Raw genomic sequence first — 12,970 nt, 5'->3', positions numbered from 1 at the left:
TGTTCCGCCTCAGGCAGTAGCTAGGCTTCGGGCGGGCAAAGCTTAGTCCGGTGGTTGTCCTGCAAGGGTCAGTTTGCCGGCGGAACGCGAAGTCGATGCTCTTCAGGCATTTTTTCTTCGGAGTAATATGAGGAGGGGATCTCTTTTGGAAAAAGTGGATATTTTCAAGGACATTGCCGAGCGTACCGGCGGAGACATTTATCTCGGCGTCGTCGGCGCGGTTCGCACGGGGAAATCGACATTCATCAAACGGTTCATGGAAACGATTGTTCTTCCGAACATCACAAGTGAAGCGGACCGGGTAAGAGCAGTGGATGAACTGCCGCAAAGTGCGGCGGGCAAAACAATTATGACCACTGAGCCAAAATTTGTACCGAATAACGCGGTGCAGATCAAGGTGGCAGAAGGTCTGGAAGTCAATGTCCGGCTGGTCGATTGTGTAGGTTATGCGGTAGAAGGTGCCAAAGGCTATGAGGATGAGAATGGTCCGCGTATGATCTCAACACCGTGGTTTGAGGAACCGATTCCGTTCCAGGAAGCGGCTGAGATCGGCACACGCAAAGTGATTCAGGAGCATTCCACACTCGGTGTGGTAGTGACAACGGACGGTACGATTGCTGAAATTCCCCGGAACTCATATGTGGATTCTGAAGAGCGCGTCATCGCTGAGCTGAAGGAGGTTGGCAAGCCGTTTGTGCTTGTAATCAACTCCACCCGGCCGCGCAGTGAGGAAGCACAGCAGCTGCGCAATGAGCTCGCACTCAAATATGATATTCCGGTAATGACACTCAGCGCCGCCAATATGACGGAAGATGATGTGACCGGGGTACTCCGTGAAGTGCTGTATGAATTCCCGGTACATGAAGTTAATGTCAATCTGCCAAGCTGGGTTATGGTGCTGGGCGAGAATCACTGGCTGCGCAGCAGCTATGAGAATTCTGTCCGCGATACGGTGAAGGATATCCGCCGCCTGCGGGATGTGGACCGGCTCGTCTCCCAGTTTACAGAATATGATTTCATCGACAGGGCTGGCCTCAGCGGCATGAACATGGGCCAGGGGGTAGCGGAGATCGATCTATACGCTCCTGAAGAGCTGTATGATCAGGTTCTCATGGAGGTGGTCGGCGTGGAGATCCGCGGCAAAGACCATCTGCTCCAGCTGATGCAGGACTTCTCCCATGCCAAACGTGAGTATGACCGCTTCTCGGAAGCTCTGGAGATGGTCAAAACTACAGGTTATGGTATCGCAGCCCCATCCCTGGCTGAGATGGCTCTGGATGAGCCAGAGCTGATCCGTCAGGGCTCCCGCTTCGGGGTCCGGTTGAAGGCTACAGCACCTTCGATCCATATGATCCGGGTCGATGTCGAATCTGAATTCTCGCCGATTATCGGCACAGAGAAGCAGAGTGAAGAGCTGGTGCGTTACCTGATGCAGGACTTTGAGAATGACCCGATCAAGATCTGGGAATCGGATATCTTCGGCCGTTCCCTGCATTCCATCGTCCGTGAGGGCATCCAGGGCAAGATTGCCATGATGCCGGATAATGCCCGCTATAAGCTGCAGGAAACGCTGGGCCGGATTATTAACGAAGGTTCAGGCGGACTGATTGCCATAATTCTCTAAATGTAAGCAGGCCTAGCGATAAGAGCGGAAGAATTTCCGCTCTTTTTTGCTGCTGATTTTTAAGATTTCGAAGATAGCTTACCGGCGGGCAAAAGGGGGAATCTCCCAGGGAAGACTCCGATTTTACGGAATAATTGGTAGTAATAGACTGCGCGAAACCCCGAAAACATGTGGAAAAATGCTACTTTCTGCTCCTTTTTTGAGTAACGCCTTGAAATTATGGGTGGGCTGTATTACTATAAGTTTGTTGCGCTTCTAGAAGAGAGGCGCCAGTATCCAGTAATAAACGGGATTATCACGTATATTTTGCGTTGAAACGGAAACAGTGTATGATACCGGAAATTTGCCCAGGGAGGTGAGAAAACATGAACAAATCAGATTTGATCAACGTAGTTACAGAAGCAACTGAACTTCCCAAGAAAGATGCTACTAAAGCGGTAGATGCCGTTTTCGAAGCTATCACAGGTGCACTGCAAAGCGGAGATAAAGTACAGCTGGTTGGATTCGGAAACTTTGAAGTGCGCGAACGTTCCGCACGTAAAGGCCGTAACCCGCAGACTGGTGAAGAAATCGAAATTCCTTCGAGCAAGGTACCGGCATTCAAACCCGGTAAAGCGCTGAAAGACGGAATCAAATAGAGATTTCTACATATCTATCCCATAGTCTTTGAATAACAACTATGCCGCCCTCCAAGGCGGCATTTGTTTTTTAGAAGCTTAGGCTTACCATACTTTAAGGAGGATCACAAATGACTGAGAAGCACAATGAAGTGAATCCTGCACCATCAGGCAGCGATTATATCGTAATCAAAGCCAAAGAAAACGGAGTTCAGGTCATCGGACTGACAAGGGGCCTGGATACCCGCTTTCACCATACGGAGAAGCTTGATAAAGGCGAAGTCCTCATTGCCCAATTCACAGATCATACATCAGCAATGAAAATCCGCGGGAAAGCTGAAATCTGGAGCAAACACGGACAATTAGAGAGTGAAAGCTGAGAAGCAGGCATAGCCTGCTTTTTTTCAAAATATAACTAGATATAGGGCTGTCTGCGGTTCAGTATAATCCTGCTGCGCAGCGGAAATTCTGAGTAAGGGGGCTTGTCATGAACCGTAGCTGGCTGATTGGAACTGTCTTGCTGCTGACCGCGGCATCTACCATGCTGCTGCCTCAGCTCGCCAGTCTCGGGGCAGTCCCCCAGGGCGCCTATGGTACAGTGGAGACTATAAGCCGGGATAGCACCGTTCTGGGCGATGACAATCTGGTAGATAGGCTCGGGGAGATTCCCTTTAGCCTGGTTATAGACAAGGCAGGCTGGAAGGACCTGGTGTTAACCCTGGATCTTAAGGTGACCGGCAATGACCACGAACCGCAGGAGCTGTATCAGAACATGGCGCTGGCGATTGCTTTTGCCTTTCAGGAGACCGGTAATGTCAATCAGCTGCTGCTCCGAGTGGTGGCTGAGGATAAATGGCTGGATACCCGCCGCCTGCTGCTGGCTGGTGACATCCGCCGGGAGGAATGGTCTCCCCGGCTGCAGGATGAGCTGCAGAATGCCGGCAATTCCCCGCTGCCCGATTCGCTGAAGAACGGCTTCCGCATTAGTGAAAGCGAGCTGTGGAAAAAACAGTTCATTTATCCCTGAAGTGGGTAAAAGAAACTAGAATGCACGACCGTGCGTGACCAAAAAACATGTGATATAATAGACAAGATTGTGAACAAAGATATAGTCAAACGTCAATGGCTTCGGAGGCTGAAATGAAACCGTACCGCATACCGCAACTGGCTAAACCCTACACCGACTACGACATGATTCAGCGGCATACGGAATTGCCGCCGTTCTCAGACGGGCGGGGTCATTTGTTATATATTTTTCTGGGTCACGGCCGGAGTGCCGGATTCCAGAGTGGAGAGCTGTTCACTCTGGTGACCGGGCTTGTGCAGCTCGGGCTGGACACACATGAGAGCATCGACCGTTATCATGATGAGCCCGGCGGTGATATGATGCGTTCCCGCCAGCTTAAGGTGCTGGCCGGCGATTACTTCAGCAGCTGGTTCTATCACCTGCTCGCCAAACACGAACAAATTGAGATGGTGGGTATTCTAAGTACGGCTATCGCTGATTTTAATGTGATGAAGGCTAATCTTTACGGCAAGATGAAAGGGCTGCTTTTCACAGCCGAACAATATTTGAAGCACACGGTACAGCTCAATATGAGGCTGTTTCTTTCTTTTACACCGATGATTGAGGAGCCGCTCCGGGATAGCTGGGAGAAGCTGCTGGTGGAGTTCAGCCAGTGCGAAACCGTAACGCAGGAGCTGCGCCGCGGCGCAGACCCAGTAAGTGCTCTGGAAGGCTACTGCTACTGGAAGGTGCTGGAGTCGGCGACGGAAGAGGAGCTCCAGCTGCTGGGAGAGCAGGAGCTGGACATCAGGGACTGGAAGAAGCTTAAGCTAAGAAGCAAATGTGATGCCCTGCTGACAGACAAGCTGCATGCATCGCTTGAGTCCATTCAGGGCTTGCTGCAGAGTATCAAGGACGAGGAACTGATCAGTGAGCTGAGTGCTGCGCTGGACCGCCTTCTTCTGCAAATGAAAATTTCCGGACAAGCTGCCGTGGAGGGTTAGAGGATGACTGTAGATAAAACTTCCGTTATGGGTGACCAAGGCATCAAGCCGAAAGAACAATTCGTACATTCCGTATTTGAGAGCATTGCCGGCAAATACGATTTGATGAATGATATCTTAAGCTTCCGCCGCCACAAAGCGTGGCGCAAGTTTACAATGCGCAAGATGAACATGAAGCGCGGGGATTCGGCAGTGGATCTGTGCTGCGGGACCTGCGACTGGAGCATCGCCCTGGCTGAGGCCAGTGAGACCGGCTGTGTCATGGGACTGGATTTCAGTGCAGGCATGCTGGAGGTCGGCAAGCGCAAGGTAGAGGGGCGCGGACTCCAGGACCGGATATCCCTGATTCAGGGTAATGCGATGGATCTGCCCTTCGGTGATAATTCCTTCGATTATGCGACGATTGGCTTCGGACTCCGCAATGTGCCTGATCCCGTTCAAGTGCTGAACGAAATGAAGCGTGTGGTGAAGCCGGGCGGTATGGTGGTATGCCTGGAGCTTTCGAAGCCGATGAAGCAGCCGTTCAAGGGGATTTATTTTTTCTATTTCCAGCGTGTGCTTCCGTTGCTCGGCAAGCTTTTTGCCAAGCGGTATGAGCAATATAAGTGGCTTCCCGAGTCACTCGCCCTGTTCCCGGACAGAGAGCAGCTGGCAGTGATCTTCCGTGAAACCGGCTTGCAAAAAGTGGAATCCTTCCCCTTGACCGGCGGCATCGCGGCATTACATATTGGGCTCAAGGAGAACAGCAATGTTTAAGAAAATCGGCATCTTTCTACAAATGATTAAATTTGAACATACGGTTTTTGCATTACCCTTTGCTTTTATGGGCGCTTTGCTCGGATCGGTCGTAATGTTTGGTGAACTGCCTTCCTGGAGCCAGATCGGCTGGGTTGTGATTGCCATGTTCGGTGCACGCAGCGCGGCTATGGGGCTTAACCGGCTGATCGACCGGATCAGCGATGCGAAGAATCCCCGGACAGCCGGGAGAGCGATTCCTGCAGGACTGCTGAAGGTTGGAGAAGTATCGCTATTTATCGCCTTCTCGTTCTTTTTGCTGTTCTGGGCTGCTTTTAAGCTGAATCCGCTGTCAGCGAAGCTGCTCCCGATTGCTGTTTTCCTGCTGGTGTTCTATTCGTTCACGAAACGCTTCACCTGGGCTTGCCACCTGATTCTCGGTCTTACGATCGCGCTTGCGCCGCTCGGAGGCTGGGTTGCCGTTACGGGCACTGTAGACTGGACCTCCATGGTATTCTATTTCACTATCGTCTTCTGGACAGCGGGTTTTGATATTATTTATTCCTGCCAGGATGTGGAATTCGACCTTAAGGAAGGTCTTTACTCTATTCCTGTCCGCTTCGGAGTTGCCCGTGCGCTTCTTATTGCCAAGGTGTTTCATCTGCTTACGGGAATCGGATTTGTATCGCTGCTCTTTATTACCGAATTGAGCTGGTGGTATGTGGCAGGTATGCTGATTGCCTACATTATTTTATTTTATGAGCATTATATCGTATCCCCGAGCGACCTCAGTAAACTGCAGACGGCGTTTTTCACAATGAACGGGGTGCTTAGTATTGTAGTCTTTTCCTTTACTCTGATTGACCTGGTGGTGCAGTTCTACAAATGACCGAGCTTAAGCCTAAAAATTTCGTGGTTGGCATTACCGGCGCGAGCGGAGGGATCTACGGCATCCGGCTGACAGAAACCCTGCTCTCGCTCGGTTACACGGTACATCTGGTGGTTAGCAATGCTGGCTGGCGCGTCTTCAAAGAAGAATTAGGCTTCACGGCCTCAGACCGGGAAGGGTTTCTGGACGGGCGGTTCAGCAGCTATCCCGGTTCTCTTCTGTATCACCCTATCGCAGATATTGGTGCTTCGATTGCCAGCGGCTCCTTCCGGACGGAAGGGATGATCATTATGCCTTGCTCGATGGGAACACTGTCTGCTGTAGCGCAGGGCAGTTCTGACAATCTGATGACGCGGGCTGCAGATGTCATGCTGAAGGAAGGGCGCCCCTTGGTGCTTGTTCCCCGGGAGACACCGCTGCACGCGATTCACCTGGAGAATATGCTGAAGCTGTCCCGGATGGGAGTCAAGCTTATCCCGGCGATGCCGGCGTTTTATTTTGGACCCGCAACAATCGATGATCTGATTAATTTCATGGTAGGCAAAGTGCTGGACAGCTTTAATATTGAACATACTTTATTTCGCAGATGGGGGGAATGAAGGATGACACATCCAGAGCACACCGTTATCGGTAAAATCAGTTACACCAACTCATGGCCGGTATTTCATAATTTCCATCCTTCTTCTCTCAGCTTCCCGGCAGAGATGGTGAGTGAAGTACCCGCCATTCTCAATCAAGGCATGGCCGACGGGAGCATACATGTAGGCGCATTATCCTCCTTCGCGTACGCAGCGGCCAGCGACCGGCTTCTGCTGCTTCCGGATTTGTCCGTCAGTGCTGACGGGCCGGTCAAATCGATCCTGCTCTTCTCAAGAATGCCGGTGCAGTCTATCGGCAGCGGCAGGATCGCCGTAACGAATACATCGGCCACTTCTGTCAATCTGCTGAAAATTCTGATGGACAAAGCTATAGGTGCCACCCCTGAATACATCAGTGTCCCTCCTGATCTGAACGAAATGATGGATCAGGCAGATGCCTGTCTGCTGATCGGGGATCATGCCATCCGGGCATCCTGGCAGGATCAGGGATATTACGTAACGGATCTGGGTGAGCTATGGAAGGAATGGACCGGACTCAGCATGACTTTTGCCGTCTGGGCAGTTAACCGCAGGGCTGCTTTGCGTAATCCGGAAGCGATTGCCGAGATAGCGGAAGCCTTTGCGGTCAGCAAAAGACGAGGCCTGCGTGAGCTGGCGCCAATTACACATGAAGCCCGCTGCACCATCGGAGGTACTGCATCCTATTGGAATGATTACTTCCGTAATTTATGTTACGACTTTGGGGAAAGGCAGCAGGAAGGTCTGAACCTCTATTTCCGCTATGCCTATGAAATGGGCCTGCTGCCGCAGGAAGTGAAGATGGAGCTTTGGAGCCACAATCTGCTGACACGGGTGAAAGAATGAAGCGAATGCAAATATTCGGCTTGCTGAACAAAGATATGGATCAGATTGAAAAGGAACTGTACCGCAGTGTCCAGGGTGATGATGACCTGCTGACAGAAACCTCGCTGCACCTGCTCAAGGCGGGAGGCAAGCGCCTTCGTCCGGTATTTGTCCTCATGGGCGGCAAATTCGGACAGTATGACCTCGACAAGCTGAAGCGTGTAGCGATTCCGCTGGAGCTGATACATAGCGCTTCACTTGTCCACGATGATGTCATCGACGATGCTGAACTCCGGCGTGGAGAGCCCACCGTCAAGGCGAAGTGGGGCGACAAGATCGCCATGTATACCGGCGACTATATCTATGCCAAGGCACTGGTCATGACTTCGGAGCTGAAGAATCCCCGGATTCATCAGATTCTCTCCAAAGCTATGGTGGAGATGTCGATCGGAGAGATGGAGCAGATTCGTGATTTCTTCAACAGCGGGCAGAGCGTGCGTCATTACCTGCGGAGAATCCGCCGCAAGACAGCACTGCTGATAGCCGTCAGCTGTCAGCTCGGCGCCCTGGCTGCAGAATCAGAGCCGGAGACAGCAAGGCTGCTCTATAATTACGGATACAACGTGGGGATGGCGTTTCAGATCCGTGATGATCTGCTCGATCTTTCCGGAACGGAGAAGCAAATCGGCAAGCCGCCGGGCAGCGATATGCGCCAGGGCAACATTACATTGCCGGTGATTTACAGCCTGCAGGACTCAAGGCTGCGCGAAGGACTGATGGAAGAGCTGGAACTGATCCGCGGGGGGAATGGCGGGGTTGGCCGTGCAATCGACCTGATCCTTTCCGGGGACGGAATTGCCCGTGCGGAGGAGCTGGCTTCCCGCTACATCGCCAAGGCGCTTGAGGCGCTGGAGCAGCTCCCGGGCAACCGGACCAAACGTAATCTGCGCGACATCGCCTTTTTTGTCACAGGACGCGCTTATTAATCTGGCAGCTTCCGCAGATTAAGCGTTCACAGATGACGAGGTTTCTGATAATATCAGAAAATGAACAACCTGATTATGCAATCCCGTATAGACAAACCTAGCATTCATTAAGAATTGGGGAAATGGAGAGTGACTCTATGGAACAAACGTATCTGATGATCAAACCGGACGGTGTACAACGCGGATTGATCGGGCGTATTGTCGCCCGCCTGGAGGATAAGGGATTCAAGCTGGTTGCGGCGAAGCTGATTACCATTACGGAAGCACAAGCCAAGAAGCACTACGCAGAGCATGAAGGTAAAGATTTCTTCCCGGAACTGGTAGGCTTTATCACCTCCGGTCCTGTGTTTGCCATGGTATGGGAAGGCGATGATGTGGTAACGTTGTCGCGTCTGCTGATCGGCAAAACCAAAGTGGGCGAGGCATTGCCGGGAACGATCCGCGGTGACTATGCCAGCCACACCCCGCTTAATTTGATCCACGGATCAGACTCGCCGGAAAGCGCAGCACGTGAAATTGCCAATTTCTTTGCTCCGTCTGAACTGGCCCAGTATAACAAAGACATCTCAGTCTGGATGTAAGGTCCGGCGGAAGACAGGAGAATATTTATGGCAGAACGTGAAGAACCCGCATTAACCCCAGACCCGGATTACACCGGATTTATTCATAATGTCAAACAGAGCACCGGAATTGATCTCGCCCAGTACAAGGAAGCGCAGATGAAGCGGCGTCTTACGACGCTCCGCATGAAGAACGGTTACAATTCTTTTAGTGATTTTTATGCAGCAATGATGAAGGACAAGGCTTTATTCTATGAATTTCTCGACCGGATGACCATTAATGTCTCCGAATTCTGGCGTAATCCGAACCGCTGGGAAGTATTAAGGGATGTTATTCTGCCTGATCTTCAGCGTTCCGGCCGCAGACTGAAGCTGTGGAGTGCCGCCTGTTCTACCGGAGAAGAACCGTATACACTGGCGATGATCCTGTCAGACAAGAATATTCTGGCCCAGACTGGTATTCTGGCTACGGATATTGATGACGGGGCCTTGGCCAAAGCGAAGCAGGGGTTATATCTGGAGCGATCCTTGAAAGATGTCCCTAAAGATGTGGCTGACCGGTATTTTACTCCGGAGGGACCCGTGTTCAAGGTCAGTGAAGGACTGAAGAAGAGTATCGATTTCCGCAAGCAGAATCTGCTGCTCGATAAGTTTGATGAAGGCTTCGACCTGATCATCTGCCGGAATGTAATGATCTATTTCACAGAAGAAGCCAAGAATAAGCTGTATCACAAATTCTCGGCCAGCCTGCGTCCCGGCGGCTATCTGTTCGTGGGCAGCACGGAACAGATTTTCACGCCTGCGCAGTATGGCTTCGAATCTACAGAAACCTTCTTCTACCGCAAGAAGTAGGCAGCTGCTGCTTATCCGCAGGGCCTGTCACTACAGGTATACTTTAACTTCTTTTCAGTGATACTGAAGAGTAGAAACCGTATGCCAAGTGAAAGGTCGTTATATTAGATGGACAAAAGCAAGGTTATAGCCGCGTATCGACGCGGCTTCCTCACAGTCCGCGAATGCGGACAGGTTCTCGGGATTGAGGAGCTGCAGCTGCAGAGCCTGCTTGCAGCGGAGGAGGGCAGAACCGGCAGCCTGCCTCCCGCACCGGGTGACCGGCAGCTGGAGACAGGCTCTTAGGGCGGGGATGCACAGCAGCGCCGTTTCTGCTCGAAAGAGCAGGAGCGGCGCTGTTCTTGTTTAGGAATAGAGTGGCTCTTTAAGGTGATCACTTTCTTGTCAAAGCCGATGGCCTATACTATAATAAGCAAAGACATTTAACATTTTAGCGGTTTACAGTCTAAAAGTATGAAGGGGGAACGCAGCATGAGTTTACGCTATTTAACAGCGGGGGAAACGCACGGCCCCCAGCTTACAGCCATTATTGAGGGATTGCCCAGCAATTTGACACTTGATTTCGAAGAGCTTAATTTCCAGCTGCACCGGAGACAGAAGGGCTACGGCCGCGGACGCCGGATGCAGATTGAGAAGGATACCGCCGAGATTGTAGGCGGCGTGCGCCACGGTTCCACAACGGGTGCCCCTGTAGCCCTGGTGGTGGAGAACAAGGACTGGACGCACTGGAAGAACATTATGAACATCGAGCCGATTCCAGGCAGTGATGAGGAGAAGCGCCGGGTCAACCGTCCGCGTCCCGGACATGCCGACCTGAACGGCGGCTTGAAGTATAACCTTACGGATCTGCGCAATGTACTGGAGCGCTCCAGCGCCCGTGAAACGGCTGCCCGGGTTGCAGTAGGCGCAGTAGCCCGCCAGCTGCTGGCGGCATTCGGGGTGAAGATTGCCGGACAAGTGATCCGCATCGGTGAAATCGAAGCACCTGCCAACCAGCTCACGGTAGATGAGTTGATCGTGCAGACCGAAGAGTCCTCTGTGAGAGTCGTCGACAAAGAGACGGAACAGAAGATGGAGGCTTACATAGACAAGATCAAGGAAGAAGGCGACTCCATCGGCGGGATTGTGGAATGTATTGTCGAGGGTCTGCCGGTCGGCCTTGGCAGTCATGTGCAGTCTGACCGCAAGCTCGATGGAGCCATCGCCGGAGCTGTTATGTCGATTAATGCCTTCAAAGGCGTGGAGATCGGCATCGGCTTCGAGGCCGGTAAGCTGCGCGGTTCTCAGGTTCATGACGAGATTATGTATGAAGCCTCACAGGGATACTACCGGGCGAGCAACCGGCTGGGCGGATTTGAAGGCGGTATGACCAACGGGATGCCGGTGGTGGTCCGCGGAGTAATGAAGCCGATTCCGACCCTGTACAAGCCGCTGCAAAGTGTGGATATCGATACGAAAGAACCATTCACTGCCCAGGTGGAGCGTTCGGATGCCTGTGCGGTTCCGGCAGCCTGTGTTGTACTGGAGAATGTGGTGGCCTGGGAGATTGCCAAGGCTTTCCTGGATAAATTCGGCGGCGATTCAATGGAAGAGATCCAAGCCAACTATAATAATTACCTGGCGCAGCTGGAGAGCTATTAAGATGCGCAGCATTACGGTAGCTCTGGGTGAACGCTCTTATCCTATTTATATCGGCAGCGGACTGCTGCAGAATATTGGTGAACGCTGCATAGAAGCCGGTTTCCCGCAGCGCAGTCCGCTGCTGGTTGTCACGGACAGTGAAGTGGCTCCGCGTTATCTGGATCAGGTAGAGGCATCCCTGCGCGGCAGCGGATATACGGTGGTCAGCCATGTGATTCAGGCTGGTGAAGCTTCCAAATCTCTGGCCGTCTATGAAGAGGTCATTACGACAGCCATTCAGGGCGGGCTGGACCGCAGCTCTGCAGTGCTGGCGCTTGGCGGGGGGGTTGTAGGGGATCTGGCCGGATTCGTCGCCGCCTCTTATATGCGGGGAATCGGATTCATGCAGATTCCCACCACGATTCTCGCCCACGACAGCAGTGTAGGCGGCAAGGTTGCGGTCAACCATCCGCTGGCCAAGAATATGCTTGGCGCCTTCTACCAGCCGTCCATGGTGCTGTACGATCTGGACACCCTTGCTACACTTCCTCCACGCCAGGTTGCTTCGGGACTGGCTGAGGTTGTGAAGCATGGTCTGATCCTTGACAAAGAGTTCGCGTACTGGTGCCGTGAGCATGCCGGAGAGCTGCTTGCCCTGGACCCGGAGGCTCTGGGTTACGCGCTGGAACGCGGCTGTGCGATCAAGGCTGACGTTGTTTGCAATGATGAGACGGAGCAGGGGCAGCGTGCGATTCTGAACCTGGGACATACCATTGGACATGCCATTGAAGCAGTAGGCGGCTACGGCGTATTTCTTCATGGTGAGGCTATTGCTATTGGAATGGCCGGATCAGCACTGCTGGCCGCGAAGCTGGGCCGGGACAGAGCGATCTATGAAGATACGGTATCTATGCTCACCGCGTTGTCTCTGCCGGTCAGACTTCCGGCGGACTACGGTGAGGATGAGCTGATGGAAGCCATGATGCATGACAAGAAGTTCAAGGAAGGCAGAATGACCTTTATCGTGCCGGACGACATCGGCGCTGTCAGTATTGTGGGCGATGTGCAGGCAAGTGATGTGCGCGGGGTTATCGCCCAGCTCAAGAAGGAGGAAAGCCCATGGTGAACCGGGGGATACGCGGTGCAACAACCGTAACGAAGAATGAGGAAACCGAAATTTTACGCGAGACTGTTGTGCTGCTGAGGGAAATTGTTGAGCGCAACGATGTTATCGCCGAGGATATCTGCAGTGTCTGGATCACAATGACCGCAGACCTGGACGCCACTTTTCCGGCGCGTGCCATCCGTGAGATTGAAGGCTGGGAAATGGTGCCGCTGATGTGTTCGGTGGAGATTCCGGTCAAAGGCAGCCTGCCGCAGTGCATCCGCCTGATGGTTCAGGTGAATACGGATAAATCACAGCGGGACATCCGCCATGTGTATCTGAATGAAGCCCAGCGGCTTCGTCCGGATCTCTCACAGGGCAAGTAATAAATTACATATGCGGGGTTGTCATGAACTGCCGTCATCATGTATAGTGTAGTTAGCCGAGTGAAGCAGAGTATAGTTTAGTTTAGATGAGTATAGTTGAGCAGAGTGCAGGACTTTTTTTGAAGAGCAGACCATTGATTATCA

16 protein-coding genes are annotated in these 12,970 nt (G+C 52.4%); all 16 read left to right on the top strand.

Features of this window, described 5'->3' with window-relative positions; all coding sequences use genetic code 11:
- Positions 1–145: 145 nt before the first annotated feature.
- Positions 146–1,624 (top strand): stage IV sporulation protein A, encoded by a 1,479-nt coding sequence (gene spoIVA / locus NSU01_RS22715; RefSeq protein ID WP_039301803.1) that lies wholly within the window; start codon positions 146–148, stop codon positions 1,622–1,624.
- A gap of 365 nt (positions 1,625–1,989) precedes the next feature.
- Entirely contained in the window at positions 1,990–2,262 is a 273-nt protein-coding gene (locus NSU01_RS22710; RefSeq protein WP_019909963.1) for an HU family DNA-binding protein, read from the top strand.
- 110 nt (positions 2,263–2,372) lie between these two features.
- Entirely contained in the window at positions 2,373–2,621 is a 249-nt protein-coding gene (gene mtrB / locus NSU01_RS22705) for a trp RNA-binding attenuation protein MtrB (protein WP_042138627.1), read from the top strand.
- 107 nt (positions 2,622–2,728) lie between these two features.
- On the top strand, positions 2,729–3,268 hold the full coding sequence (locus tag NSU01_RS22700; protein WP_042138626.1) for a hypothetical protein: 540 nt from the start codon (positions 2,729–2,731) through the stop codon (positions 3,266–3,268).
- Between the two features lie 113 nt (positions 3,269–3,381).
- On the top strand, positions 3,382–4,251 hold the full coding sequence (locus NSU01_RS22695) for a heptaprenyl diphosphate synthase component 1 (protein ID WP_042138625.1): 870 nt from the start codon (positions 3,382–3,384) through the stop codon (positions 4,249–4,251).
- A gap of 3 nt (positions 4,252–4,254) precedes the next feature.
- Entirely contained in the window at positions 4,255–5,007 is a 753-nt protein-coding gene (locus NSU01_RS22690) for a demethylmenaquinone methyltransferase (protein WP_144026033.1), read from the top strand.
- Positions 5,000–5,875, top strand: coding sequence for a UbiA-like polyprenyltransferase (locus tag NSU01_RS22685; RefSeq protein WP_039301813.1), 876 nt, complete (start codon positions 5,000–5,002; stop codon positions 5,873–5,875). Before NSU01_RS22690 ends, NSU01_RS22685 begins: the two co-directional genes overlap by 8 nt.
- Positions 5,872–6,474 (top strand): flavin prenyltransferase UbiX, encoded by a 603-nt coding sequence (locus tag NSU01_RS22680; RefSeq protein ID WP_076243346.1) that lies wholly within the window; start codon positions 5,872–5,874, stop codon positions 6,472–6,474. The genes NSU01_RS22685 and NSU01_RS22680 overlap by 4 nt, the downstream gene beginning before the upstream one ends.
- A 3-nt stretch (positions 6,475–6,477) precedes the next feature.
- Positions 6,478–7,338, top strand: a complete 861-nt coding sequence (locus NSU01_RS22675; protein WP_042138623.1) for a menaquinone biosynthesis protein — start codon at positions 6,478–6,480, stop codon at positions 7,336–7,338.
- Complete coding sequence (locus NSU01_RS22670) at positions 7,335–8,303, top strand: polyprenyl synthetase family protein (protein ID WP_076243345.1); 969 nt, start codon at positions 7,335–7,337, stop codon at positions 8,301–8,303. The genes NSU01_RS22675 and NSU01_RS22670 overlap by 4 nt, the downstream gene beginning before the upstream one ends.
- Before the next feature lie 137 nt (positions 8,304–8,440).
- The gene (ndk, locus tag NSU01_RS22665) at positions 8,441–8,884 is read left to right on the top strand and encodes a nucleoside-diphosphate kinase (RefSeq protein WP_039301819.1); all 444 of its coding nucleotides are present in this window, start codon (positions 8,441–8,443) and stop codon (positions 8,882–8,884) included.
- 27 nt (positions 8,885–8,911) lie between these two features.
- Positions 8,912–9,715, top strand: coding sequence for a protein-glutamate O-methyltransferase CheR (locus NSU01_RS22660; protein ID WP_039301821.1), 804 nt, complete (start codon positions 8,912–8,914; stop codon positions 9,713–9,715).
- A gap of 108 nt (positions 9,716–9,823) precedes the next feature.
- On the top strand, positions 9,824–10,000 hold the full coding sequence (locus tag NSU01_RS22655) for a hypothetical protein (protein WP_171716680.1): 177 nt from the start codon (positions 9,824–9,826) through the stop codon (positions 9,998–10,000).
- A gap of 186 nt (positions 10,001–10,186) precedes the next feature.
- Positions 10,187–11,356, top strand: a complete 1,170-nt coding sequence (aroC, locus tag NSU01_RS22650) for a chorismate synthase (protein ID WP_039301829.1) — start codon at positions 10,187–10,189, stop codon at positions 11,354–11,356.
- 1 nt (position 11,357) lies between these two features.
- Positions 11,358–12,461: a 3-dehydroquinate synthase gene (gene aroB, locus NSU01_RS22645; RefSeq protein WP_076243344.1), complete on the top strand. Its 1,104-nt coding sequence runs from the start codon at positions 11,358–11,360 to the stop codon at positions 12,459–12,461.
- Positions 12,455–12,826 carry a chorismate mutase gene (aroH, locus tag NSU01_RS22640; protein WP_042138621.1) on the top strand — a complete coding sequence of 124 codons (372 nt, stop codon included), beginning with the start codon at positions 12,455–12,457 and terminating at the stop codon, positions 12,824–12,826. The genes aroB and aroH overlap by 7 nt, the downstream gene beginning before the upstream one ends.
- Positions 12,827–12,970: the final 144 nt, after the last annotated feature.

Origin of the sequence: Paenibacillus sp. FSL H8-0259, from assembly GCF_037963255.1 — a bacterium.
Lineage (GTDB): Bacteria > Bacillota > Bacilli > Paenibacillales > Paenibacillaceae > Paenibacillus_AQ > Paenibacillus_AQ phytohabitans.
The sequence above is the reverse complement of the archived record's forward strand: the minus strand, read 5'-3'. Positions and strand labels throughout refer to the sequence as shown.